Source organism: Nonomuraea sp. NPDC048882, from assembly GCF_040649755.1.
GTDB classification, from domain to species: Bacteria; Actinomycetota; Actinomycetes; order Streptosporangiales; family Streptosporangiaceae; genus Nonomuraea; species Nonomuraea maheshkhaliensis.
In genome coordinates this window covers 236,616-261,499 of the sequence record NZ_JBEZGB010000008.1, presented here as the reverse complement: position 1 = coordinate 261,499, position 24,884 = coordinate 236,616, and the positions used below count along the sequence as shown (strand labels likewise).

Annotated in this window: 24 protein-coding genes and 1 pseudogene; 8 read left to right on the top strand and 17 right to left on the bottom strand. The window is 71.1% G+C overall.

What is annotated here, in order from left to right:
* The first annotated feature begins 13 nt into the window (after window positions 1-13).
* The gene (locus tag AB0C27_RS28640; RefSeq protein ID WP_357849567.1) at window positions 14-367 is read left to right on the top strand and encodes a multicopper oxidase domain-containing protein; all 354 of its coding nucleotides are present in this window, start codon (window positions 14-16) and stop codon (window positions 365-367) included.
* Here AB0C27_RS28640 and AB0C27_RS28635 read toward each other — a convergent pair.
* From AB0C27_RS28635 to AB0C27_RS28580, 12 genes are all read right to left on the bottom strand, one after another.
* The gene (locus AB0C27_RS28635) at window positions 341-1,054 is read right to left on the bottom strand and encodes an enoyl-CoA hydratase/isomerase family protein (RefSeq protein WP_357849564.1); all 714 of its coding nucleotides are present in this window, start codon (window positions 1,052-1,054) and stop codon (window positions 341-343) included. The two genes, AB0C27_RS28640 and AB0C27_RS28635, sit on opposite strands and share 27 nt — an antisense overlap.
* Before the next feature lie 8 nt (window positions 1,055-1,062).
* Window positions 1,063-2,802, bottom strand: coding sequence for a class I adenylate-forming enzyme family protein (locus AB0C27_RS28630; RefSeq protein WP_357849561.1), 1,740 nt, complete (start codon window positions 2,800-2,802; stop codon window positions 1,063-1,065).
* A complete protein-coding gene (locus AB0C27_RS28625; RefSeq protein ID WP_357849558.1) occupies window positions 2,763-3,581 on the bottom strand; it encodes an enoyl-CoA hydratase/isomerase family protein in 819 nt (272 codons plus the stop codon). Before AB0C27_RS28625 ends, AB0C27_RS28630 begins: the two co-directional genes overlap by 40 nt.
* A gap of 61 nt (window positions 3,582-3,642) precedes the next feature.
* Window positions 3,643-5,505, bottom strand: a complete 1,863-nt coding sequence (locus AB0C27_RS28620) for a GAF domain-containing protein (protein ID WP_357849555.1) — start codon at window positions 5,503-5,505, stop codon at window positions 3,643-3,645.
* Entirely contained in the window at window positions 5,502-6,143 is a 642-nt protein-coding gene (locus AB0C27_RS28615; protein ID WP_357849553.1) for a response regulator transcription factor, read from the bottom strand. Before AB0C27_RS28615 ends, AB0C27_RS28620 begins: the two co-directional genes overlap by 4 nt.
* 13 nt (window positions 6,144-6,156) lie before the next feature.
* Window positions 6,157-6,936 carry a citryl-CoA lyase gene (locus AB0C27_RS28610; RefSeq protein WP_357849550.1) on the bottom strand — a complete coding sequence of 260 codons (780 nt, stop codon included), beginning with the start codon at window positions 6,934-6,936 and terminating at the stop codon, window positions 6,157-6,159.
* The gene (locus AB0C27_RS28605) at window positions 6,933-8,573 is read right to left on the bottom strand and encodes an AMP-binding protein (protein ID WP_357849547.1); all 1,641 of its coding nucleotides are present in this window, start codon (window positions 8,571-8,573) and stop codon (window positions 6,933-6,935) included. Before AB0C27_RS28605 ends, AB0C27_RS28610 begins: the two co-directional genes overlap by 4 nt.
* Window positions 8,574-8,654: 81 nt before the next feature.
* On the bottom strand, window positions 8,655-10,016 hold the full coding sequence (locus AB0C27_RS28600) for an MFS transporter (protein ID WP_357849544.1): 1,362 nt from the start codon (window positions 10,014-10,016) through the stop codon (window positions 8,655-8,657).
* Window positions 10,017-10,541: 525 nt separating this feature from the next.
* Window positions 10,542-11,330, bottom strand: a complete 789-nt coding sequence (locus tag AB0C27_RS28595) for an alpha/beta fold hydrolase (protein ID WP_357849541.1) — start codon at window positions 11,328-11,330, stop codon at window positions 10,542-10,544.
* 35 nt (window positions 11,331-11,365) lie between these two features.
* Window positions 11,366-11,710 (bottom strand): hypothetical protein, encoded by a 345-nt coding sequence (locus AB0C27_RS28590; RefSeq protein ID WP_357849539.1) that lies wholly within the window; start codon window positions 11,708-11,710, stop codon window positions 11,366-11,368.
* Window positions 11,711-11,860: 150 nt separating this feature from the next.
* The gene (locus tag AB0C27_RS28585) at window positions 11,861-12,625 is read right to left on the bottom strand and encodes an SDR family oxidoreductase (RefSeq protein ID WP_357849536.1); all 765 of its coding nucleotides are present in this window, start codon (window positions 12,623-12,625) and stop codon (window positions 11,861-11,863) included.
* A 42-nt stretch (window positions 12,626-12,667) separates the two neighbouring features.
* Window positions 12,668-13,627 carry an NADP-dependent oxidoreductase gene (locus tag AB0C27_RS28580; protein WP_357849533.1) on the bottom strand — a complete coding sequence of 320 codons (960 nt, stop codon included), beginning with the start codon at window positions 13,625-13,627 and terminating at the stop codon, window positions 12,668-12,670.
* 155 nt (window positions 13,628-13,782) lie between these two features.
* Here AB0C27_RS28580 and AB0C27_RS28575 point away from each other — a divergent pair, with 155 nt between their 5' ends.
* Window positions 13,783-13,959, top strand: a complete 177-nt coding sequence (locus tag AB0C27_RS28575; RefSeq protein ID WP_357849530.1) for a winged helix-turn-helix transcriptional regulator — start codon at window positions 13,783-13,785, stop codon at window positions 13,957-13,959.
* Between the two features lie 178 nt (window positions 13,960-14,137).
* Here AB0C27_RS28575 and AB0C27_RS28570 read toward each other — a convergent pair whose 3' ends face one another.
* Window positions 14,138-15,082: an AraC family transcriptional regulator gene (locus tag AB0C27_RS28570; RefSeq protein ID WP_357849527.1), complete on the bottom strand. Its 945-nt coding sequence runs from the start codon at window positions 15,080-15,082 to the stop codon at window positions 14,138-14,140.
* Between the two features lie 60 nt (window positions 15,083-15,142).
* On the opposite strand from AB0C27_RS28570, the gene AB0C27_RS28565 reads away from it, so the two are divergent.
* The 3 genes from AB0C27_RS28565 to AB0C27_RS28555 all read left to right on the top strand — a co-directional run bounded on the left by AB0C27_RS28565 (window position 15,143) and on the right by AB0C27_RS28555 (window position 19,627).
* Window positions 15,143-16,054 carry an SDR family NAD(P)-dependent oxidoreductase gene (locus AB0C27_RS28565; protein WP_357849524.1) on the top strand — a complete coding sequence of 304 codons (912 nt, stop codon included), beginning with the start codon at window positions 15,143-15,145 and terminating at the stop codon, window positions 16,052-16,054.
* Window positions 16,055-16,831: 777 nt separating this feature from the next.
* On the top strand, window positions 16,832-18,952 hold the full coding sequence (locus AB0C27_RS28560) for a GAF domain-containing SpoIIE family protein phosphatase (RefSeq protein WP_357849521.1): 2,121 nt from the start codon (window positions 16,832-16,834) through the stop codon (window positions 18,950-18,952).
* Window positions 18,953-19,384: 432 nt separating this feature from the next.
* A complete protein-coding gene (locus AB0C27_RS28555; RefSeq protein ID WP_357849518.1) occupies window positions 19,385-19,627 on the top strand; it encodes a hypothetical protein in 243 nt (80 codons plus the stop codon).
* A gap of 453 nt (window positions 19,628-20,080) precedes the next feature.
* Here AB0C27_RS28555 and AB0C27_RS28550 read toward each other — a convergent pair.
* Window positions 20,081-20,241: pseudogene (locus AB0C27_RS28550) on the bottom strand (IS5/IS1182 family transposase); the annotation flags it as partial.
* A 429-nt stretch (window positions 20,242-20,670) separates the two neighbouring features.
* Between AB0C27_RS28550 and AB0C27_RS28545 the strand changes: the two are divergent.
* Window positions 20,671-20,826, top strand: coding sequence for a hypothetical protein (locus tag AB0C27_RS28545; protein WP_357849515.1), 156 nt, complete (start codon window positions 20,671-20,673; stop codon window positions 20,824-20,826).
* Window positions 20,827-20,908: 82 nt separating this feature from the next.
* On the opposite strand, the gene AB0C27_RS28540 is transcribed toward AB0C27_RS28545, so the two are convergent.
* Both AB0C27_RS28540 and AB0C27_RS28535 read right to left on the bottom strand, forming a co-directional pair.
* Window positions 20,909-21,511, bottom strand: a complete 603-nt coding sequence (locus AB0C27_RS28540) for a response regulator transcription factor (RefSeq protein ID WP_357849512.1) — start codon at window positions 21,509-21,511, stop codon at window positions 20,909-20,911.
* On the bottom strand, window positions 21,508-22,755 hold the full coding sequence (locus AB0C27_RS28535; RefSeq protein WP_357849509.1) for a histidine kinase: 1,248 nt from the start codon (window positions 22,753-22,755) through the stop codon (window positions 21,508-21,510). The genes AB0C27_RS28540 and AB0C27_RS28535 overlap by 4 nt, the downstream gene beginning before the upstream one ends.
* Before the next feature lie 162 nt (window positions 22,756-22,917).
* On the opposite strand from AB0C27_RS28535, the gene AB0C27_RS28530 reads away from it, so the two are divergent.
* A complete protein-coding gene (locus tag AB0C27_RS28530; protein WP_357849506.1) occupies window positions 22,918-23,475 on the top strand; it encodes a hypothetical protein in 558 nt (185 codons plus the stop codon).
* Window positions 23,476-23,625: 150 nt separating this feature from the next.
* Window positions 23,626-24,384, top strand: coding sequence for a CPBP family intramembrane glutamic endopeptidase (locus tag AB0C27_RS28525; RefSeq protein WP_357849503.1), 759 nt, complete (start codon window positions 23,626-23,628; stop codon window positions 24,382-24,384).
* A 17-nt stretch (window positions 24,385-24,401) separates the two neighbouring features.
* On the opposite strand, the gene AB0C27_RS28520 is transcribed toward AB0C27_RS28525, so the two are convergent.
* Window positions 24,402-24,872 carry a MarR family transcriptional regulator gene (locus AB0C27_RS28520; RefSeq protein WP_357849501.1) on the bottom strand — a complete coding sequence of 157 codons (471 nt, stop codon included), beginning with the start codon at window positions 24,870-24,872 and terminating at the stop codon, window positions 24,402-24,404.
* Window positions 24,873-24,884 lie beyond the last annotated feature (12 nt).

Below are 24,884 nucleotides of genomic sequence, written 5' to 3'. Positions count from 1 at the left end.
CACCGGTTCCGGGATGGGCAGCCGGTCAAACCCGGCGCAGGCCGGTACGGCGTGCTGCTCATCGACCCGAAACAGGGCCGGTCGCCGGACCTATCTCGTCAACGTCCTGGAATACGACCTCGTCAACTCCTTTCACGTGCACGGCAACGTCTTCGACCGGTATCCCACCGGCACGTCGCTGCGGCCGGTCGAGCGCACCGACAGGGTGATGCTCTGCCAGGGCCGGCGCGGCATCCTGGAGCCGCGCTTCGGGCACCGGGGCCGCTTCATGTTCCACGCCCACCAGCCGGAGTTCACCGAGCTCGGCTGGATGGGCTTCTTCGAGGTCGGATGCGCCGGCTCAACGTGGGAGGAGCTGCGTCCCTGAGAGGTTGTCCGCGAGGATGCGATCGTAGGCGTCGCGTCGCTCACGGAACGACGCGGAACGGAAGCGCGCGGCCCAGGTGTCGCGTGCCGCCGCGAGGAACGCGGGGCTCGCTTCGGTGAGTTCTGCCGTCGTCGCGGCGAGCCGCGTCTCCATCTCCCCGTCGCCGACCACCTCGGTCACCAGGCCCAGCTCCTGCGCGTGGCGGGCGTCGAGGCGCTCCTCCGTGAGGCCGAGCCCGTGTGCGCGGCGCGCGGGCACGATCTCCTCAAGATAGGCGAGCACGCGGCTCGGGAAGATACCGATCGATCGCTCGGGCAACCACAGGGACGCCGACTCGCTCGCGATCACAACGGGGCTCAGCGCGATCAGGAGGAGGCCTCCCGCCAGAACCGGCCCCTCGACCGCCGTCACGACGTAGAGGCCGCTTCCGAGGAGCGCCTCCGCGACGACGAGTTCGGGCGAGCCCGCGTCCAGCCGGACCGGCTCGGTGAGATCGACGCCGGCGCAGAAGACCGGCCCCGCCGAACGCAGGATCGTGATACGGGCGCCCGCACCGGCCGCGCGGGCGAACGCGTCCGCGATCCGGGCGGCGAAAGCCGAGCCGATCGCATTTCGCCGCGCGGCACGCGCCAGGGTGATCGTGGCCACCGAGCCGCTCACCTCGAAGAGCACGTCGGCGTCGTCCATCGTGGTGCTCATCCCCGCCCTCCTGCCGTCAGGTCGAATCGCTCGATGAACTCGGCCCGGATCCGGCGGCGATCCACCTTCCCGCTGTCGAGCGTCGGCATCGCATCGACCACGAGCACGTGGCGGGGAACCTTGAACCCGGCGAGTCCGGCACGACAGCGCTCCGCGACCTGCTTCTCGGCGGCCGCGGGATCGAGCCCCGCCCGGTTCCGGAACCGCACCAAGGCGGCCGGCACCTCGCCAAGACGGTGGTCCGGCACTCCGACCACCACGACCTCCGCCACCGCCGGATCGCGCCGGATGAACTCCTCCACCTCGGCCGGGGACACGTTCTCGCCACCGGGCTTGAGCCGGTCGTCGGCGCGCCCCGCGTACCGCAGCACATCTCCATCGAAACTCACCAGGTCGCCGGTCCGGATGCCGTCCTCGCCGACCTGTTCGCCGCCCAGGTATCCGAGCATGATCATGGGCCCGGCGAGAGTGAGCTCTCCGACCTCACCGGGCGCGACCGGCTCGCCCGACAGCGGATCGAGCACGCGCACCCGCGTTCCCGGCGTCGGGTGACCGAGAGTCCCGAGCCGTATCTCGGCGGAATCGCTCGCGAGTGTGCACGCGATCGTCCCGGCCTCGCTGGATCCGAACATGTTGACCAGTCCCGTCACACCCAGCTCGTGCCGCAGTTCGGCGAGGAAGGCGGCGTCGCCGCTGGCCCAGCCGGTCCGCAGACGGGGAAGGGGCCGCGGGTTTTCGCGGTGGGTGTCGAGCAGGATCCGCCACAGAGCCCCGTGGCCCTGGAAGGCCGTGCATCCGCCCGCGAGCGCCGTCAGCGCGTCGGCCGGGTCGAACCGCCGCGGGATCACCATCGTGCATCCGCTCGTCACCGCGGCGAGAGCGGTCGAGACGGTCCCGCCGATATGGAAGAACGGCAGCGGGGAGTACATGCGGTCGCCCGGCCTTATGGACAGGCATTCAGCGCCGTAGTGTGCCGCGGCGACCGATCCCGACTGGGTGATGAGCACGCCCTTGGGTGCCGCGGTGCTCCCGGAGGTGAACTGCACGAGGGCGGGCTCCCTATGGTGCACCGCCCCCTCGTGGGGACCGGACGCCGCATCGGCCGGGCCCGGCACCCGCAGGCCGCCGAGTTCGGAGCCGACCGGGGCCGTGACGATACGGTGGCGCCGGGCGGGGCCCGCCGCCTCCGCGACCAGGCTCGCACTGTCGATGCGGAGAAACCCCGTGGCCACGAGGACGACGGCCGGATCGAGCAGGCCGAGCGCCTGGCTCAGCTCCTCGGCACGGTAGCGCGTATTGAGGCCGCACACGCGCACGCCGAGGCTTGCCGCGCCGAACATCGCGACCGGCCACACCGGGGCGGGAGGTGACCAGATCGCGATCGAGTCGCCCCGTCCCAGGCCCCGGGCCCGGAGCCCGGCCGCGAAAAGATCCGACAGCTCCCGCAGCCGGCCGACGGTGAGCGAGGCGTTCTCGTCGGGGAACTCGGCCAGCACATGGTCCTCGCCGAACCGGAGCTCGGCGAGCGCGAGCACCTGCGGGTAGGAGAGCCGTGGCAGCGGTCGCAGACCCAGCGCGGCCGCCTGCTCCGGCTCACCCTCGGCGAACTCGGGCCGGACGCCGAGCTTCGCCAGGGCGGGCTCGATCGCCGTGTCCGGAGGCGGGCTCGCCGCGGTCGCATTCGACGGGCCGCACATCAGCGCCCCCGGAAGCGCGGCTCGCGCTTTTCCTGCCACGCCGCGATTCCCTCTTTCGCGTCCTCGCTGTCCTGCAGTAGCCGCACCATGATGTCCTCCAGGCGCACGCCGTCCGCGATGGAAGTGTCGTATGCCCGAAGCGCGAGCTCCTTCGTGGACTGCGTGGCAAGGGGAGCCCGGGCGGCGATGCGCCTGGCGTACGCCTCGGCCTCCGTTCGGGCATCCCCTTCCACCAGGTGCGAGACGAGGCCGTACCTGTGAGCGGCCTCGGCGTCGAGCACCTCGCCGCCGAGGAGCATGGACATGGCCACCGCGTGCGGGATCTGCCGGATCAGCCGCTGGGTGCCGCCGTAGCAGGCGAGCACGCCCCAGCCGGTCTCCGGGGTCGCGAAGCGCGAGCGGACGGACGCGAAGCGGATGTCGGCGGCGAGCAGCAGGGTGAGGCCGCCGCCGTAGCAGACGCCGTCCACCGCTGCGACGACGGGTTTGCGCAGCTCCAGGCCGCGATCTGGGCGCAGATCCGCGTACGGCGACAGAAGCCGCCCAACGGGCACAGGCGCAGAGAGGTAGTCGTCGATATCCGCGCCGGCGCAGAACGCGCGACCTTCCCCCGTGAAGACCACGACTCGGACGTCCTCGTCTTCCGAGGCGTGGCGCCAGGCCCGTTCGAGACCGTCCAGCAGCTCGAATGTCAGAGCGTTGAGCCGCTCCGGCCTGTTGAGCGTGATCGTTGCGACATGCTCGCGGACGTCCATGCGGACGGTGAGCGTGCCCAGGTCGATCTTGCGTGATGCCGTTTTCACCTCGACATGTGTCATGCCTCTACACTCGGATGCCCCCGGCTGAGGTCGCAACTGGCATTAGTGCCAGCCCGGCGCGTCAGTGCTCGGCGATCGGCAGGCGCACGATCACCATCGTGCCGCCCTCGCCGGTGCCGACCCGGATCTCGCCGCCGACGTCGGTCACTCGTCGCCGCAGCGAACGCAGGCCGTGTCCCCCGGTGGGTGTCCCAGGGTCGGCGCCAGGCAGGCCGACGCCGTCATCGGCGATCACGAGCTCGGCCGCCTCGCCGTCCTCGTCGATCCGCAGGCGGAGTTCGACGCGGGTTGCGCGCGCGTGCTTGGCGGCGTTCGCGACGCATTCGCGGGCGGCGCGCAGCAGCTCGCGGGCCGCCTGCGGCGAGACCGCGTCGTCAAGGCCGGGTCCCAGGTCGAGGAGCACGTCCAGCGACCACTGCCCATGGACGTCCCGCACCAGCCGCGCGAGCTCCATGGAGAGCGGGACGGGCGGGGACTCCAGCACGAAGATCGCGTCCCGCAGCGCGGCCTCCGCCTGGCGGATGAGCCTGCTCACCCGTCCGACGTCGGGCGTCGGCGCGGTGAGCGCGAGCTGGGCGGCGAAAAGGAGCTGCGAGACGTCGTCGTGCAGGTCGTCGGCGATGCGTTGCCGTTCCCGGTGCTGCACGAGCTCCTCCTCCTGGTGCCTCACGCGGCGGAGTGCCTCGGACTCGCGTACCACCCGAGCCAGCTCCGTCAGGAGCTCCGTTTCGGTGTTCCCGAACGGACGCGCGGCCCGGGCCGCCTCCAGCGTCATCGGATGCCCCTTCTCGGTGCCGCAGGGCAGCACGACGGCGCCCGGGGCCGGAGCGCCGGATCCGCTTCCGCGCCGTAGTATCACGTGGTCGGCGGCCGTCAGCTCCCTCGTCCGTTCGAGCACCTCCCTTGCCGCCGCGTCACCGAGACGGCCGCCGATCAGTGCCATCCGCAGCTCGGCCGCCAGCCGCTCCGCCTCGTACGCGAACCGGCGCCGCTGGGCGAGGCGGGTGAGCTCCACCGCGATCGAGATGCGCGGCAGCGCGGGCGTCACCGCGGCGAGATCGGCTGAGGCGAAACCGCCGGGTTTGTTCACGATCATCAGTACACCGATCGACCGGTCGGCGATGACAAGCGGCAGCGCCATCATGGTCCGGATGCCGAACGCCCGCGGGTAGCTCTGGATGATCGCCGGATCGCCGATCACGCGGTTGCTGGTGAACGGCTGGCGCAGTTCGAACACCCGGGCGGCGTTGCTGTGCAGGTCGTCGGGGTCGATCCAGTACCGGCGGGTCACGGAGGGCGGCAACCCGAACGATCCGTCCGCCGTCAGGAGCAGCCTTGTGTCGTCGTCGAAGACGGACAGCCCGGCCCCCACCGGGCCGAACCGTCGTGACACCACGTGGCCGATCGCCGCGATCAGCTCGGCGAAGGAGTCCGTCGACAGCGCCAGCGCGTCAAGCTCGGTGGGCTCGGGAGGCTCTGGTGGCCTGCGTTCATACTCGATGGCCGACTCGCACACCCGGGCGAGCGCGGTCAGGAGCCCGGCGTCGGGCCGGGCGTGACCTTTGCCGAGCACCAGCAGCAGGCCGATCACCCGTCCCTCACGGGTGATCGGCACTCGGGCGGACGAGGCGAAGCTCAGTTCGGCGAGCCGCGCTTTGAAGGAGCTCTCCGCGCCGTCTCGCGGTCGCGCCCGGCTCATCGGCTCGGCATCGATCTCGGGGCTGACGAGGCCGGCCAGCATCCGTCCGTGATCGGCGGACAGTCCCCGGGTTCCGACCCCGCACGCGGGGCCCTCCCATACGGTGAGCAGGACGGCATCGCAGCCTGTCACGACGGAGACCGTGCGGCAGAGCTCGTCGAGCTGGGCCGCCCGCTCCCCGTCCGGTGTCCGTCGCGACGCGGGCGCGTCAGGTGCGCCGGTCACAGCCGCCCTGGGGGGATGAGCTCCAGGCGGATCGCCTCGGCGATGACCTGCGTCTTCGAGCGTACGCCAAGGAGGTCCTTCACCCGTTGCAGGTGGAAGCGGGCCGTCGACTCCGTGATGTGGAGTGCCGCCGCGATCTCCTTGTCGGTCGCCCCGCCCGCGGCGAGCAAGAGCACGCGTTCCTGCTGCGCGCTCAGACGCGGACGGGGCTCGTCGTCCCCACGTAGCCGGCGCACGAGTGCCGCCGGCGTCTCCGACCTCGACTCGCCGGCCAGCACGCGGTCGAGGGCTCCGCGCAGTTCGTCGGTTCCGGCGGACTTCGCGACATAGGCGTCCGCGCCCGCCTCGTATGCGGCGCGCACGCTCTGCTCGCTCAGATAGGTGCTCAGTACCACGATGCGCAGGGCGGGATCGAGTTCGCGCAGCCGGGCGATGAGCTCGTTGCCCGGCACGCCCGGCAGGCGCAGGTCGACGACCGCGACGGCCGGCCGCTCGCTCCGGACGAGCTCGGTGGCCGCTCCGGCCTCGGCGGCGCCCACGACCCGGCGGTCCGGAGCGGAGAGCGTGGCGATCAGGCCGTCCCGCACGACCTCGTGGTCGTCGACGATCAGAATGACGATCGGCTCTGCTGCCTCCATGGACTCCACTCCATCATCGATAGGCGGTCCCCGGTTCCGCGGGGCCGGGGGCGCGGTAGGGCACCACCTCTTCGGCAGCCCCCCAGATCGCCATCGCGCTCGGGTGACGGGCCTCGTCCCAGAGGTGCCCGACGAGCCCGGCTGTCCGCGCCACGAGCGCGATACCGCGCAGGATACGCCACGGTATGCCGATCTCGGAGAGTAGCGCCGCGCTCGCACCGTCGACGTTGATCGGGAGGACGCGCCCGGATGCGGCCTCCGCCGCTCCGCGCAGGGCGTCGAGCCGGTCGCGCATGACAGTGGGCAGAGCGTGGGCGTCGGCGACGGCGTAAAGCGCGGACGTGCGGGGGTCGCCCTGGGTGTGGGTCGGATGCCCGAGCCCCGGCATTCTTCTTCCTGCCGCTCTCTCCCGGGCGGCCACGGCTCTCGCGTGCTCGGCGGTGCTGACATCGGCGGGCCACTCCTGCAGGATGTGGCCGCAGCCGTCCAGCGCGCCCAGGAATCGATCGCCGGCCCCCAGCAGACCGGCCGCGACCGCGCCCTGGAGGGCGCCCGGCGCGCCGAGGTCGGTGAGCCGGGCGACGACCGCCGTCGGCGTGAGGCCGTGTTCGGCGAGCGCGACCAGCACGGCGTCCAGAATGGCACGCTCGCGATCGTTGGGCAGGCGCGCACTCAGCTCCAGGGCGATCATCTCGGTGAACCCGATCCGCCCGATCAGCTCCGTGCTCAAATCGCGTCCGCGCACGGTCACTGAGTCGCGGTCGGGGCGCCCCATGGTCTGGTAGGCGCTCATGTGGTCATCTCCTCTGCGGGTGGTCGCTGTGGGTCGTGGGGCATCGTGCGCGGCGTGCGCCGGGGACGCACCCAGTCCGGTGCGTCGTCGAGGTCGCGGAGCTGGGCTTTGCGGATCCGCGCGGTGTGCGTCTTCGGCAGTGAGGGAAGAAGGGCGATGCATGCCGGTCGCATGTACCGGGGTAGGCGGTCGTCGAGGTCGGTGGCAAGCTCCGCGACGTCGAGACCGGGCTCGCCGACGACGAAGAGCTTGACGTCGCGGTCCCCGTGCGCGTTCGGCACGCCTACGGCGGCGGACTCGCGCACAAGCGGGTGCTCGTTGACGAGCGCCTCCAGCTCCACGGACGAGATGTTCTCGCCGCCGCGCCGGATCGTGTCCTTGAGCCGGTCGAGGAAGTAGAACCAGCCGTCGGCGTCGCGCCGCACAGCGTCGCCGGTGTGGAACCAGAGATCACGCCAGGCCTCGACGGTCGCCTCCGGTGCGCGCCAGTACCCGGTCATGATCTCGTGCGGGACCGTCATCCGCAGCACGAGTTCACCCGCCTCGCCGTCCGCGACGTCATCGCCGTTTTCATCGACTACGCGTGCCTCCACACCCTCTCGGGCCCGGCCGCAGCTTCCGGTGGGGGCGTCCGACCAGCCCGTCACGATCGGGGAGGCGACCTCGGTCATGTTGTAGAGCGTGGACAGCCTGACCCCGAAGCGCTGCTCGAAGGAGTCAGTGTCCTCGGGCAGGGGCGCCGCGCAGACGTTCCGCAACGTGTGATCACGGTCGGACGGATCCGCAGGTCGGTTTGTCAGGTAGGCGACAGTGGAAGCGACGATCATGGTCGAGGTGACCCCGAAGCGGCGGACGTCGTCCCAGAAGCTTGACGCGCTGAAGCCGTCACGCAGGACGAGCTGGCCGTCGAGCAGAGCGCTCGAGTACAGACCGACCTTCCCGGACACGTGGAACATCGCCCACGGGCCGTACCAGACGTCACCGACGCGGCCGTCGAGAGGCATCAGCCAGCGGGCGGTCGCGTACTGCTGAGCCCAAGGGACCACGACGCCCTTCGACCGTCCGCTGGTACCGGACGTGTACACGATCGTCGCGGCTTCATAAGGGCGCGGGTCGTGGTCGATCGCGGGCTCGTCCGCGTTGAAGTCCGGCGCGCGCAGGTCGAACCCCTCGCCGGATGGCGGGGCCTGCACCGGCACGCCCGCGGCGAGCAGGACGGGAGGCGCCTGCTTCCCGCGTGAGGCGAGCTCTCGCAGCGGGCCGACAAGCCCGGGCGCCGCGACCACGCAGCGGGGCTCGGCGTCGCCCAGGACGTATGACAGGAGCGACCCGCGCAGGGCCGTGTTCAGCGGCGTCTCCACCGCGGCGAGGCGCGCGGCGGCCATCCACACGGCGACGGCGTCGAAGGAGGGGGGCAGGAGGGTCGCGACGCGATCGCCCGGCCGCACTCCCGCGGCCGCAAGGGCCCGCATCCATCCTCGCACGCGCCGCTCCAGCCCGGCGTAGTCGAGGTCGTCGCCGTCCACCTGCCGCAGGAACACGGCGTGCGGCTTCTCCGCCGCGCGTCGGCGCAGCAGCGCAGGCAGGGCCAGCATCCCTTCCAAGTCCAGGCTGTGCGGCAGCTCCGCGACCGTCATCTAGGTCGTCCTTTCGTCGGCAGGGCGTCGAGGGAACGGCGGTGCGTGACCCGGCCGGGTCCCGCCCCACTGGATCCGATCTCAGCCATTCGTCGCGCCCGGTGCCGGCGGCGTCAGTTGCTCGCGCACGGGCGCGGGTTCGCGCATCACGAGGCCCGTGATCAGGGTGATCAAGCAGGCGCCGATTACGTAGAGCGACACGGGCCAGGACTCGCCACCCGCTGCGCCGACCAGGCTCGCCGCGACGAACGGCGTGGCGCCGGCGAACACGATCGCGCCGATTTCCCGACTGACCGAGAAGCCGGTGAAGCGGTTGCGGGTCGAGAACAGCTCCGTGAGGAGGACACCCTGCACGCCGAGGATGGTGGGCACACCGATCCCGATGCCGCCGATCATGGCGAGGATGATGAGCGTGCTCTCGCCGGTGTTGAGGAGCATGAAAAAGGGGAAAGCGAACAGCGCGGAGATCGCTGATCCGGCGATGAGCACGGGACGCCGGCCGATCCGATCCGAGAGCGCACCCATCAGCGGCACCATGAGCATCGCGACGAAGGCCGCGATCGCGATGGCGAGCGTGCCGATCGACGAGGTGATGCCGAGGTTGTTCTTCATGTACGACAGCGAGTAGGTCTGATAGGCGTAGGTCGCGGTGAACGCGCCCGCGACGATCCCGATCACCAGGAGAAAGCTCCGCCACTCGTGACGGAAGACTGAGACGAGCGGCACCCTGGCCACGTCGTCGCGCCTCTCGACCTGCTTGAACTCGGGGGTTTCTTCGAGTTGCAGACGGATGTAGATGCCCACGCCGACCACGATGATGCTCACCAGGAAGGGGACCCGCCAGCCCCAGGCGAGAAAGGCATCCGCTGGCATGAGCGCGAACAGCGCGAAGATCACCGAGGAGAGCACGGTGCCGGAATAGGTGCCGATTGTCGCGATCGAACCGAAGAGTCCGCGCCGGTGCGGGGGAGAGAACTCCGCGGCGAAGATCGTCGCACCGGCGAGCTCGGCGCCGGCGCCGAGCCCCTGTGCGAGACGCAGGAGCACGAGTAGCAGGGGCGCGACAACGCCGATCGTGTCATACCCGGGGACCAGGCCGATGAGCGTGGTGCTGACGCCCATCAGGAGCAGCGTCGCGACCAGGGCGGGCTTGCGGCCGGCCCGGTCACCGATGGCACCGAAGATGATCGACCCGATCGGGCGGGCGGCGAAGCCGACGCCGAACGTCGCAAACGAGAGCAGTGTGCTCACGACGGGGTCAGCCGTGGGGAAGAAAACCTGCCCGAGCACAAGTGCAGAGGCGGTGGCGTAGAGGAAGAAGTCGTACCACTCGAGAGTGGACCCGATCACGGACGCGCCCGCGACACGGCGAAGCGTGGCCCTGGTGCCGGCCGGAGCGGAATCGGCCGACGGTACATCGCCAGGGTGACTGGGTTTCACCACAGAAGCCTCCTTGGGCGGTGCTCGCAAGCACGCAGGCGGTTGGACGAAACCACTGTGACCGACAAAAGACGCTGCGCGAACTGGCGAAACTTACAGTTCTGGCGGCCGTGGCCTCGGGAGAACCAAGGCGGCACGGCGCGCGACGGCGAGGAACATCACCCCGGCCGTCATGATCAGCATCGCGGCCTGGCCGGTCGCCCCTGCCGCCGCGGGCCATCTCCAGGACTATGCGTCCGCGGCGGAAGCGGCGCTGACCCAGCTCAGCTCGTCCCGGATCGTGCGATGTCGTCGATGAGGGAGGCCAGGCGGCGCGGCTGGGACAAGAACGGAGAGTGGCCGCCGGCAAGCCGGCGAGTCTCGTTGGCCTGGACTGCCATCCGCTCCTGCAAGGTGGGGGGATGGCCTGGTCCTGCTCGGTGATGATGTAGACGGAGGGGATGTCGTGCCAGGCGGCCGTCTCGACCTTCTCGGTCGCTGTCGTCGCGCTGCCGTGAGTCCGGGTGCCGCCTGGTGGGTGACAGCGCTTCACCAGGCGGAGCGGCTGAGCCAGGAGCTGACGCGGCCGGCCACATCACGCCATCGCGGCTCGAGGACCAGGCTGTGGGCACGGTCGGCGAAGAAGAGGTAATCGGCGCCGAAGTGTGCGGCGTGCTTCCGCACCAGGTGCGCGGGAGACACGACATCCTCACCGCCGGCGATCATCAGCAGGGGACCACTCACTCTGGTGCGGTCGAGCTCGATGGCCGCTCCGCGCTGCGCGGCTTCCCACACGGCCTTCGGAGACTCGTCGGGCATCAGCCCGTGGTAGCGGCGGGCGTCGTGCTCTGCGCACCCGGCGAAGAACCACTCCACCGCCATCTCGTACGGCATGGGCGGGAACGGCACCGACAAGTCCACCGGCAGCGCTATCGCCTCTCCGCTGCTCCTTGTGCAGGGCACAGGCGCGAGGAGCACCTGGGCCAGGACCGGGTGGTCCTCGGAGTACTTCTGTGCCACCGCCGTGCCCATGCTGTGCGCCACGAGCACCGGAGCGTCGCCGATGTGGGAGATGACGATGTCCAGTTCCTGCGTCGCGTCCAGCATGCTCCGCTGGACGAACTCCTCGGTCGGGAGCTGCCGCGAACCGGTGTGGTTGAACCAGCTGAAGGCGTAACAGTGCCGGCCCAGGCCGGCGAAGTAGGGCAGCCAGTCTTCCCACAGCCAGCTGCCGTGACTGCCGCCGTGCACGAACACGATGGGCGGTTGCGTGGTCGTGCCATCGGGCGCGGCGTGTTCCACGAATACCCCGTTGACCACATATCGTTCTATCTTCACATCACACCTCTGGTTGGATTCTGTGTCGCCCCAGGTCATGGAGTCGTAGGGCGACACGGGGGGCGGTCGTCCACGTCGAGCAAGGCCTTGCCGTAGACCTCCACGCCGACGGCGGGGACCAGGCCGGCATGGCGGGGCGCGGTGTCGGCGTCCCGCCGGATGTGCTGCAAGGGGCCGGCCTCGGCGATCTGCGTCTGGAAGCCGACGGAGTCCGAGTGCCGGCCATGGATGGTGAACGACAGCGGCGTGGAAGCAGCGTGCCAGGTGTCCTGCACGGTGAGGCCGGCGGCTGGGATCAGCGCCAGGGACTGGTCAGCGACCTCACCGCGTTCGTCTTTGAGCAGAGCGCCGACTGCCGCCCCAGGTCGCGTACGGCGCACCGGAGTTGGACGACCAACGGCCGCTCACCCGCCGTCCGCCGGGGACCCGCTCTCCGTTGCCAGGGACACGCCTCAAGCCGGAGCCGCATCGTGGGCGAAGAGGCGCGGGAGCGCCTGTTCGCCCACGTGTCGCGACGATGGGATCTCTCGTCAGGCGGCGGTCAGGCCACCGTCGATCGCGAGGGCGGCTCCGGTGATGAACCTGGCCTCGTCGCTCAGCAGGAACGCCACGAACGCCGCGATCTCGTCCGGCTGGGCGATCCGCCCGAGCGGGTGCATGGCCGCGGCCGTGCGCAGGGCCTCCTCCGGCTGCGGGCCCAGGTTGGCCCGCAGCAGCGGGGTGTCCACGCCACCGGTGATCAGGGCGTTGATTCGTACGCCGGCCGCGGCCGTGTCGAGCGCCGCCGATCGGGTGAGCCCGACCACGCCGTGCTTGGCGGCGCTGTAGGAGGCCATGCCCGCCGCCCCGGTGACACCGAGATTGGAGGCGTTGTTCACGATCGCGCCGCCGCCGGCCGCGTGCAGCGCGGGGATCTGGTGCTTCAGGGCGAAGAAGACGCTGCCGAGGTTGAGCGCCAGGTCGGCATGCCAGGCGTCGCTGTCGATGCCGGTCACCGGGCCCATCGCGGTGGCGGCGCCGACGTTGTTGAACGCACCGTCGAGCCGGCCGTAACGCTCGACCGCCTGCCGGACGAGCTCCGCCGCCTCAGCCTCCACCGTCACGTCGGCCGGGACGAAGGTGGCCTCGCCCCCGGCCGCGCGCAGGCCGGCCACCAGCGCGTCGCCGGCTTCCTTGCCGCGCGCGGCCAGGACGAGTTTCGCGCCCTCGGCCGCGAGCCGCTCGGCGGCGGCTCTGCCCATGCCGGAGGTGGAGCCGGTGATCAGAATGACCTTGTCTGCGAAACGTGCGGACATGATTGCCCCCTATGTCGGTTCTTGCCGGTGCTTGTCGGTATGTCAGAAGCTCAGTACGAGCCGGCCGCGCACGCCGCCGGCCTCCAGCCGCCGGTGCGCCCCGGCCGCCTCGGCGGCGGGCAGGGTCGTCGCGACGCGCGGGATGAGCACGCCCGCCTCGGCGAGCCGGCGGATCTGGCGCAGCTTGTCCGTCCGGCCCGCGTAGTCGGGGACGAACGTGGTCCGCACGACGATCCGGCCCTGGCCGTCGATCTCGTGGCCGCCGGGCTCGTCGCTGCCACGGAAGCGGACGTACGCGCCACCGTCACGGACAGCGTCGAGAAGTCGCGGCCCCACCAGCGCCGCGTCGGCGACCGCGTCGACGCCGTCCGGATACCGGGCCCGGATGCGTTCGGCGACGCCGGCTCCCCTGGCCACGACGTCGGCCGCGCCGGACGCCCGGACCAGGGCCTCGTCGGCGGGCGCGGCATCGGCGACCACGGTCAGCCCCGCGTGCCCGCCCAGCTGGACCAGGTAGCCGCCGAGCGCCCCGGCCGCGCCGGTGACGGCGAGGACCGAGCCGGGGGCGAGCGCCAGCTGGTCGAGGGCCCGCAGCGCGGTGAGCCCGTTCATCGGCAACGTCGCCGCGGCCGCGTGCTCGATGCCCGCAGGCGCCCGGACGACCCAGCCGGCCGGCAACACCACGTACTCGGCGTAGCCGCCCGCGGCCGGGCCGATCGGCATCACCATCGCCATCACCGGCTCCCCCGGGGCCAGCTCGATGTCCGTTCCCGGCCCGATCTCGTCGATCACGCCGGCGATGTCCATGCCGGGGACGTACGGGGCCGGCACGCCGGCGAACGCCGCCGCGTGCACGCCGGCACGGATGAGGGTGTCCGCCGGGTTCACCGCGGCCGCGTGCACTCGCACCCGGACCTCACCGGGTCCGGCATGGGGTTCCGGCAGGTCGACGATCCGCAGCACGTCGGGTCCCCCGAAGTCGTAAAAACCGACCGCGCGCATATGCGCAGCTCCTTAATGGTTCTCTTTAGTCACCTGGTACGCGATTCGTACCATCGCATCGATGCGGGGGAGAGACAAGAGAGCACTTCAAGGTGCCCAGGTATCACCGCGAGAACCGCTCCAGGGGAACCTGGCACCCCCCATACGCTGGAGCAATGGGGCGTCCGATCGCAGAACCGGACGACACCACCCGGCGGTTCAACGAGCTGGGCCGGATGAGCGAACCCATCGCCCAGCGCATGCTCAGCGCCACACTCCGGGCACCGGAGCGGGACGGCCTGGCGACGCGGACCGTCCACGACACCGACCCCCGCGAGTCGACTACGCGCTGACCCCGCGCGGGCTCGGCCTGCTTCAGGTCGTCCGCTCAAGGCGACCAGGCTCCCACCGAGCCTCTGGTGGCAGGCACGGCTGGCGTTCCCCGGGAGCCGGCCCGGCGGGCACTCCAGCGGATAGGCCGTCACGTGCGTGGCGCAGCCGCCCGGATCGCCGGCGGGCAGCGGAATCTCTTCAGATGCCGACGGAGACGTCGCTGGTCCGTTGGCGGTAATCGCGCGGGGACACACCGGTGATCCGCTTGAACGCGTTGCTCATCGCGCTCACCGATCCGTAGCCGACCTGGCAGGCGATCGACGCCACCGTCTCGTCACCGCGGCGCAGGCGGTCGGCGGCCAGTTCGATCCGCCAGCCGGTCAGGTACTCCAGCGGGCCCTGTCCGACGACCCGCTTGAACCGGGAGGCCAGCGTCGACCGCGAGACCGCCGCGATGCCGGCCAGCTGGGACACCGTCCAGGCCTGGGCCGGCCGGGCGTGCATGGCCCGCAGCGCCGGGGCCACGATCGGGTCGGCGAGCCCGGCCAGCCAGCCGGACGTCTCGCCCGGCCTGGCGAGGGCCAGGTGCAGGCGCAGGAGGTGGATCAGCATGACCAGGGCGAGATGCTCGGTGACCAGCGTCGAAGCGAGCGGCCGCTCGCGCAGCTCGGCGTCGATCTGCTCGAGCGCCCAGTGTACGGTTGCGGCCTCGGCGGTGCGGCCGGGCACGTGGATCACCGGCGGCAGCACGCCGATCAGCAGTTCCTGGGCGCGCCGGCCAAAGTCGAACCGGCCGCCGATGAAGACCACGTCCTCGCCGGTCCCCACGCGTGCCACGCCGTCGGCGGCCGCCGAGAACACCGGGCCCGCCGGAACCGGCCGCACCCCCGCCTCGCAGGCCAGGGTGAAGGCGCGCGGCTGGGTGAGCAGGAAGCAGTCGCCTTCCGCCAGCTCGATCGGCTCAGGCACGCCGTCGACGGTGAGCACGCAGCGGCCGCGGCGTACGGCGTTGAACTTGACGCCCGCCGGGGGATCGAACGATAGCGCCCATCGCCCGCCCGCCACCAGCCTGACGGACAAGCGGCCGGTCGTGCCGATGAGGGTGAGGACGTCTTCAAGGGGATCGGAGTGGTGGACGTTCACTCAACTATGGTGGACTCAGACGCATTCCAAGTCCAACCGCGTCGCCTTAGCGTTGTGGCCATGAAACGCATGAGCACCCCGTACAACGTGCGGACCACGGCCGCCGAGATCCTGACCGGCGTCGATCTCACCGGGCGGCGGATCATCGTCACCGGCGGAGCCTCCGGAATCGGTGCGGAGACTGTGCTGGCTCTGCGAGGTGCTGGGGCAGAGGTCACCGTCGCAACCCGCAACCCCGTCGGTGACCAGCAGGCTCTGGACTTGAGCGATCTAGGCTCGGTGCGCGCATTCGTGGCCGGTTGGACCGGTCCGGTGCACGCGATCGTCGCGAACGCCGGGATCATGGCCTTGCCCACACGCCTGCTCGCCGCCAACGGCTGGGAACTACAACTGGCGACGAACTTCCTCGGGCATTTCGCACTGATCGCAGGCCTGCACGAGAACCTGCGGCAGGCCGGCGACGCGCGGGTGGTCATGGTGAGTTCCGGCGCGCAACTGGGGGCGCCGTTCGACTTCGACGATCCGCACTTCGAGCGCCGTCCGTACGACCCGTGGGTCGCATACGCGCAATCGAAAGCGGCCGACGTGCTGCTCGCGGTCGGCATCGCCCGGCGCTGGGCCACCGACGGTGTCACCGCGAACGCGCTCGAGCCCGGCTACATCCACACCAGACTGCAGCGACACCTCGACGAGGCCACCATGCGCGCAGCGGGCGCGATGGACGACGAGGGCAACCTGGTGACCCCGGACTACTACAAGACCCCGGAGCAGGGCGCCGCCACTTCGGTGCTGCTCGCCGCGTCCCCTCTGCTGGACGGCGTGACCGGCCGCTACTTCTCCTCAGATAACCAGGAGGCCGAGGTGGTGCCGGGCGGCCCGGGCGTGACCGACGGCGTCGCCGCCTGGTCGGTCGACCCGGTCGCCGCGGACCGCCTCTGGAATTACGCGCATGAGGCGCTGGCGGCCGGCTGATGTCCGGCTCGACCGGCGACTTCGGAGATTGACAGCCGGGCATGGCGTTCAACGGACGGTTCCACACCGCGCACCCGCCTCGGCCGGGTGCGCGGTCTGCCCGGCCCCAGCCGGGGCACCCTCTACGGCCCAGGACAATCTCGAACTACGGGGAGTCCCCGCGCTGCCCAGCGGTGATCACGATGGACATGCGCTTTTGCCTCTGTCCGCGACACCGGCACAGAATCGCGTAAGCCGGGATCCCGGCCGTGGTGCTCGCCGGCGAAGGAGGTGGCGCAGGCTCCTCCCGCGACGGGGCCGCGGCACCCATGAGCGGCCCGGAGGGTGGGTGAAGCCGCCACCGGTGTCCGCGGGAAAGCTCCGGTTGCCGCCTGCCGGCCGACAGGGCACGGTGGGATGGCGGCACGCCGCGCCCGGCGGCTGCCAGGTCCATGACGCACGATGGCGCCTTGTCGGCACCCCGCCGGCCGGCGTGCTGGAACCTGCCGCGAAAGGCTGTGAAGCCGGTGGCACCGGCGTCGTCCTGCGCCGCCGCCGCGCCGGCGGAAGATCTGCTGCGCACGGCTGACGGTCCTGCCGGGCGCACATCCTCGCCGGCTACGACGACACCGAGCCGGGCCGCCGCTACCGTTGCGGCTTGTCCCGCCCGCCCCCCGACGCGCGTGCCTGGTGGGGCGGAGCCCTTGGCGGTACCCGACTGTCCACCCCTATGGGCGTATTCTGCCGATATGGGGTGGTTGGAACGCTCGTGGGGTCGGTGCGGAAGCTGTACAGGCCATGGCGCGGCCACGGCGTAGCGCCGCGTTCCCGGGGGCGGCGGCGACGTCGTCTCGTCTGGACGACCTGCTCATCGAAGCCGTGTTCAGCGCCGGAGCGCACATCGGCATCGTGTACGTCCTGGCCGCGGGCGGCCATCTGCTGCAGATGCAGACGACGATCGGTCTTCCCGCCACCATCGCCCGGACCTGGGCCAGGGTCAGAGTGCACGACCGCACGCCGGTCGCGGTGTCGGTGCGTGAGCAGAGGCTGGTCTGGCTCAGCGACCGGGTGGCCCTGGCGCGCGAGTTCCCGGCGGCGGCCTTGTCGGTGCCGTACCACTTCGCGCTGGCGGCCTCGCCGCTCTGCGCCGGGGGTGTCGTCTGGGGCGGAATCGTCATGGGATGGCCTCCGGCGGGCGAGTCCAGGCTCAGCCGGCACCGGCTCGACATCATCGACGACATCTGCGACAAGATGGGGCGCCTGCTCCGCCAGGCGAGCGAGAGCGGCCGGCCGCTCGTCGCCGGCTCTCCGCCTCGTATCCTGGACCCGGTTCCCGCTCAGCGGCCGGACCCGGTCACCGGCCTGACAGCCTTGGCATGTCTCGAGTCCCTGCCCGAAGGCCACTGTCACCTGGACGCGCACGCGCGAGTCACCCTCGTCACCGCCACGGCCGCCGAATTGCTCGCCGCGCAACCGTCCGAGATGATCGGCAAGCGCTTGTGCAAGGCGTTGCCCTGGCTGGACGATCCCCTCTGTGAGGACCGCTACCGGGCCGCGGTCGTCAGCCACCAGGCCGCGCAGTTCACCGCCCGCCGTCCCGACGGCCGGTGGTTGTCGTTCCAGTGCTATCCGCGACTGCCTGGCGTCACCGTACGGATCACGCCCGCCGGCACGCCCGAGATCGCTTCTGCGGACGCCGACTGGCGTCATCGGGTGATCGGGCTGCACGACGTGCTCCACCTGGCGACGTGCCTCGCCCGGGCGACGAGCGCTCAGGACATGGTGAACCTGGTGGCCGACCACGTCATGCCGGCCTGTGAGGCCCAGGCCATGGCCGTCTTGACCTGGGACGGCGGGCGGATGCACGTGGTCGGGTCGCGCGGCTACAGCAGCCGCGGCCTGGAGGGGTTCCACGGGCAGCGGATGGTCGAAGCGGTCGGCTGGGCGCGCGGCTACGACGAGGGCAGAGCTGCGTTCTACCCGACCTGGGAGGAGTTCCAGCGGACCTACCCCGACGCCATCTGCATCGACGACATGGGCGCCTGGGCGCTCCTGCCGCTGGTCGCCATGGGCCGGTCCATCGGCACGTGTGTGCTCGCCTATGATCGTCCCCGTCAGTTCAGCGACAGCGAGCGATCCCTTGTCACCGCCCTCGGCGGGCTGATCACCCAGGCGTTCGAACGCGCCTGGCTCTACGACAACAAGCACAAGCTCGCCGAGTCCCTGCAGGCGGGTCAGCTACCGCGACACCTCCCCGACTTCCCCGGCCTGGACGTGGCCGCCCGCTACCTGCCCGCCACCCCCGGCATGGGCATCGGCGGCGACTTCTACGACTTGATCCGCCTCGGCGACACCCTGGCCGGAGCGGTGATCGGCGACGTCCAGGGCCACGACATGACGGCCTCCGCGCTCATGGGCCAGGTACGCACCGCCATCCGCGCCCACGCCACCGCCGGTGCCGACCCAGGTCAGGTGCTGACGCACACCAACCGGCTGCTCACCGAACTGGCGCCGGACCGCTTCACGAGTTGCCTGTACGTCAGCTTCGACCTGCGCCGGCGCACCGCCTGCCTGGCCAGCGCGGGCCACCTGCCGCCGGTGCTCGGCCTGCCCGCGGGCCCGGCCGAGATCATCGACACCCCTGACGGCCTGCTGCTCGGCATCGACCCCGACGCCGAGTACGGCACCACGGACGTGAACATCCCGCCCGGCGCGGTCATGGTCCTCTACACCGACGGCCTCGTCGAGAAGCCCGGCCTGGACCTGGGCGACTCCATCGCCGCCCTGGCCGCCCGCTTCACCCCCGTGCCCGGACAGTCTCTGCCCGCCCTGGCCAATGCGCTCATCGAGCACACCACGAACCAGCAGCGTACCGACGACATCGCCCTTCTCCTCCTGCGAACCACTCCGCCGCCATGATGATCACGCCCGCCTGACCGCCGAACGCACCACGGCGCGCTCTGCCGCCGCTCGCCGAGCTGTTCGCCCGGCAGCCCTCTACCGCCCCCGGCCGGCCACCGGCGACCCCAGTGGCGCGGCAGCACGATCCGGGGTGGCGGTCACCGGCATGCCACCGATCGGCCGGCTCGCAGTTCGGAAAGGTGAGAACCTGGACAAGACGGGGCTGATTACATCAAAGACCCTTCAGAACACGGTCAAGTGCCGCCCGGCCCGCAGGTCCCGCAGCGGTGAGATCTCGGCGTACTGGGGTGGTGGCGCTGTCGAAGACGGCGCCGATGCCGGCGGAGGTCATGCGAGTTCCTTCCGGGGTCTGCGGAGTTGCCAGCCGCGGGCACGGACGCGTTCGTCCCAGAAGCGGGCGTACGTGCCACCGGTGGCGAGGAGGGCGTCGTGGTCGCCGTGCTCGGTGATGCGGCCGCGGTCGAGGACGAGGATGCGGTCGGCGGCGACCACGGTGGACAGGCGGTGGGCGACGACGATGACGGTGCGGTCGCGGGCCAGTTCGGTGACGGCGTCGGCGACGGCCGCCTCGTGCTCTTGCCCGCGCCCGACGGGCCGACGACGGCGGTGAAGCTTCCGGCGGGGATCATCGTGTCGATGCCGTTCGTCCTCGGGCGTAACCCCGGCTGTTGAGCGTCAGGAGACCGACAGCGTCGGCGACCCGCGATTTAGGTGAAGCAGGCCACGGGCGCAGCGGCCGTTGCGGCGCCGGTGCTGAGCGCGGCGGCCTGCGCGCCTGCGACGTGAGCCGGCGGCCGCTTGAACGGTGCGGGTAGTTGTGGCTGGGAGCATCGGTCCAAGCGGGTGCCAGCCGTGGAACGGCGAGGGGAAGAAAGCAAACGGCCCCCTGCCCCTCATCAGCCTGCTTATGGGATCAAGAGCAGCCGACGTAGTACTGCGCGGCGTCGCGCATGCGGTGAGGGCGAGGCTCCCGGTTGTAGCCGTGGCTGCGAGAAAGCCGGCGCGGTCGGCCGCCGGCCGGGTGGGCAGCCGGAACGTGGCCAGTACGGCTTCGAAAGCGGTGCAGTTCACGATGTTGCCGCCGGTCAGGTGCGGCACCAGCGGGAGGCCGCGGGCCTCGGCGAGCAGGTGCGGCTTGGTGGTCAGTCCTTCGCGGGATCGTCCGGGCGCATGCCGGTTTTGCGATTACTTCGTATCGATCGTCCCGCCGTCGTCCCTCTTTTACGGGCTCCGGCGGCGTGCTGGTGGGCGCGGGCGATGGTGGAGTCGATGCTGACGGTGAACTCGACCTGGCCGATCGCATCGTCCTTGACCTGCATCTCTTCCAGCAGCCAGGCCCAGGTGCCGTCCTTTTCTCAGCGTTTGAACCGCTCGTAGCAGGTCTGCCAGGGCCCCTCCTTCGAGGCAGCGGATGCGAAAGACGATCGCAGTCGCCCTGAGCCGGCCCCGTCCCATAGAAGGACTCGTGGCAGACGGCCCGCAGACGGCCCGTGCCGGTCATGTGTGACGGAAACTCCAGGTGGGTTGATGTGATCATGGAGAACGCCTTCTTCCATGAACGACTGCTTGTCCTGCAACCTCTGGGAGGCCGCCGTCCATTCCATGGTGCCATTGAGCTGGGGAGACTCTGGTGGCAGGCGTTGGCACTCATGTGCTGACGTCGGCTCTCAAACGGCCCACAGACGGCCCACAGACGGCCCACGGATGGTCCGCGGATGGTCCGCGGACGTGGGGCTCTGGAGTTCGGCGAGGAGTTCTACTCCGCCTACTCCGCCAAGGCCATGGAGATGACCTCCCGGGTCTTCCAGGAGTTCGGCCGGGAGGGCGCAGCCCAGGCGGCCCCGTCCCGGATCTACCGCAAGCTCGTCTGACGCAGTGCTCCAGGGTGCCGCCCGCGTGCGCGAGCGGCATCCCGGCACGACGGGGATCTCTCGGGAGGAGCCGCGGGGCCGGTCAGATCCAGCCGCGGTCTTCCGCGAGCAGTACGGCCTGCCGGCGGGTGTCGACGGCGAGCTTGCCCAGCACGGCGGAGATGTGGTTGCGGACGGTGCCGGGGGCGAGAGACAGGGTGCGGGCGATTTGTCCGGTGGTCTCGCCGTGCCGGCCGGCGCGGAGCACGTCGAGCTCGCGGTCGGTCAGTGGTGGGCGTTCGTCGCTCAGCGCGTCGGCGGCGATCTCGGGGTCGACGTACCGGCCGCCGGCGGCGACGCGGCGGATGACGGCCGCGACCTCGTCGGCGGAGCGGGACTTGGGCAGGAACCCGGCGGCTCCGGAGACCAGTGCCCGGCGCAGGACACCGGGCCGGGCGTGGCGGGTGACGATCACGCACCGGGTGGCCAGGGTGCGGTTGAGCCTCTCGATGACCTGGACGCCGTCCAGGTGCGGCATCTCGAGGTCGAGCAGACAGACGTCGGGCTTGAGGCGCTCGGCGGCGGCGGCCGCTTCGGCGCCGTCGGCGCACTCGGCGACGACGTCGATGTCCGGTTCCAGGCGCAACAGCGCGGCCAGTGCGGAGCGGATCATGCCCTCGTCGTCGGCGATCAGCACGCGGATCATCCGGCGACCTCTCCTTCGGCGGGGACTCTTTCGGCAGGGACTTCTTCGGCAGGGACCGTGACGACCACGGTGAAGGTCTCGCCCTCGCGCCGGGCCACGAGGTCTCCGCCTGCCTCGGCCGCGCGTCGCGCGAGTCCCTCCAGGCCGGAACCGCCGCCCGTGCTCTCCGGCGCGCTGTCGGCGACGTCGTTGGAGATCTCGTAGCGCCACGACCGGTCGGAGCGGGTGAGGGAGAGGCGGGCCCACCGGCCTCCGCCGTGGCGCAGCACGTTCGTCGTGGTCTCCCGGATGACGGGTCCGATGGCGGACGCCGGCGCCAGCGACGCGTCCTGATCAACGATGGCCTCGGCTTTCGCGCCCGCGGCGCGCAGCAGGTCGACGGCGTTGGCGAGCTCGTCGCTCAGCGGGACGGCGCGGAAGCGGGTGGCCAGGTCACGGGTGCCCTGCCGGGCGTCGTCGACGCCGGCGCGCGCGGCGCGTAGCTGTTCCATGCCCACTTCGGGGTCGCGGGGTATGAGTCGCTCGGCGAGTTCGAGCTGGAGGGCGACGACCTGGAGGTGGTGCCCCTGCAGGTCGTGGACGTCCGTCGCGAGCCGTAGCCGTTCCTGGGTCGCGGCGAGCTTCGCCTCCGAGGCGCGGGCCCGGTCGAGGGCGACGAGCACGTCCCACCACCACAGCGAGGAGACGGTCATGGCCGGAAGGAATACGGACAGGAAGATCAGCTGGAGCCCGTAGGTGTCGGCGCGCGGGCCCAGGATGAGGCGGCCGTCGATCACTGCCAGCGCGGCGAGCAGGGCGGTCGCCGCCAGCGCCACCCGAAGGCGTACCCCCGGCGGCCAGTTCAGCAGCATGAGCACCTGGATCACGGGCAGGACGCCCACCACCCAGACGCCGGTGACGAGCCCGGCCGCGAGACCGTAGGCAGCCGCGATCAGGAGCGGCGCGAGGTGACGCCGCCAGCTCACCAGCGGTGTGCCGACCGTCCGATGCCGGTAGTCGAGCAGCGGGCGCAGCGTCGCCAGCCACCACAGCAGCCCGCCGCCGCCGACGGCGGCGGCCGTCAGGTCGCCGGACCCGCCCCTGACGAGGGCGGTCACCACGAGCAGGACGAGGACCGGCTCGAAGAGCACGATCACCAGGGCGACATACCACCAGGTCGCGCTGATGCTCCGGGTGAGCCGTAGCGCGGTGCGAGTCTCCGCTGCCGCCGACACGGCGGCCGCGGACTCGATTCGGCTGCTCACCCGCCCAGGCTACCGGCATGACACATGTCATGGATGAGGCGTGCGTAGACGCCGGAAGGCGGTGACAGCGAGGCACTTCTGAGCCGCGTTCCGGGGCGATGGACTGGAGTCAGGGCGGGGGCCACCCCGAACGCCCACCCCGACGCTGACAGGAGCACACCCATGAGTCTCATCGACACCTTCCAGGACCTCGTCGGGCAGGTGCCGGACGTCCTCCAGCCGCTCATCGTCGCGGCCGCGGCCGCCATCCCCTTCATCGAGGGCGAGGTCGGCGTCCTGATCGGCATCGTCGGCGGCATCCCGCCGCTCGTCGCCGCGATCGCCGCGATGGCCGGCAACTTCCTCGCCGTGCTCGTGCTCGTGCTGCTCAGCTCCGGTGCGCGCGACGCCGTCTTGACGGGCCGCCGCAAAAGGGCACTGACGCGCGCCGGCATGCCGGCCGCCGGCGACCCCGCCCTGGCAGCGGTGCCGGACGAACGCTCCGACGGCTCCCGCCGCACCGCGCGCCGCGCGAAGTTCCAGCAGGCTTACGAGCGTTACGGCGTACCGGGCGTCAGCATGCTCGGACCCCTGCTGCTGCCCACCCACTTCACGGCCACCATGCTCGTCGCCTCCGGCGTCGGCAAGACCCGCGTCCTGATCTGGCAGGCCCTCGCGATCATCGCCTGGACCACGCTCACCGCGCTGATCGCCAGTGGCGTCATGAACGCCGTCGGCTGAGAACCCCGCGCTGTTCGGCGCCGGATCGCTCGATCCAGCGGATTTCCCCGCCCCGCGTACGCCTTCTTGAGGAGACACACGATGCCTGATCTGTCCGGGACCTCGTCCGCCGGCGGCCCGGAGGGTCGACCCAGACCGATCCCTGAGGGCGTGCCGTATCACCTGGTGCTGGCGGGGGAGAAGCGCCGAATCGGCCGTGGCATCCTCGCGATAGTGCTGCTGCACGCCGGCCTGCTGGGCTTCGGCGCTGCCTTCGCCCAGCTCGGGGGCCAGATCGACCTCCTGCTCGGACGGGACAGCGTCGTGACGGGCGGTACGGAGTTCACGCCGGTCACGATGGCCACCACCTTCGCCTCCACCGCGCTGCTGATCCCCTGGAGCATGCTCATCCAGCGCTGGTTGTACGGCGTCAAGGGCGGCTGGCTGCACTCCGTCGCCGGGGCGTTCCGGCCGGCGGTCCTCGGCCGGGCGATCCTCTTCCTCGCACCGGTCTGGGCGATTTACCTGACGGTTCTCGCCGCCCTGGAGCCATCCCCGGCGGGGAGACGGGCGGTCTCCGCCGTCCTGTTCGCCACGATCCACCTGTCCACCGACGTCTGGCTGAACCTCCAGTTCCTGGCTGTCGGCGTGGCGTTCGCGCTCATCACGTGGCGCACCGGCGGCATCGAGACCGCAGTCGTCCTGCACGCCGCCAACAACGTCTTCGGGCTGCTGCTGGCGCTGGCGCTGCACGCCGACCTCGCCGCCTCGACGGACCGCTCGTCCGGTGCCGGCTCTGCCCTCCACCTGATCCCGGTCGTGCTGCTGGCGGTCATCACCGCGGTCGTCTGGTACCGCACCCGCCGCGAGGGGCCGGCGGTCACCCCCATGCGCGCGCCGAGCCAGGACGCCATCCCCGCCGGGAGCTGACGGAGGCGATGCGCGTGCTACGGCTCGAGGTCGAGATGCCGGCGTAGGGCCCCGGTGAACTCGTCGACCTGTGCCAGCTGTTCCGGGGTGAGCGCGTCGACGAAAAGCTCGCGCACGTCACGCAGGTGCGGCCGTGAGCCGCGCTGGAACGACTCCGCTCCGAGGTCGGTCAGCCGCACATCGATGCCGTGGACGTCGTCGGGGCACGGGGCCCGGCGTACGAGCCCCCGCTTCTCCATCCGCCCCAGGTGGTGTGACAGGCGGCTGCGTTGCCAGCCGATCAGCTGGGCCAGCTCGGAGGAGCGCAACGTCTTTCGATCCGCCTCGCTCAGTGCGAGCAGCACTCGATAGTCAGCGGAGGACAAGGACGACTCGCTCTGGAGCCGTCCCTCCAGGAGGGTGCGCAAGGTCTCGGCGGTCTCGATGTAGTCGCGCCAGATGCGCAGTTCCTCGCGCGTGGGCATCGTGCGGCGCTTCTTCTGAGCCATGGCACCTCCTGG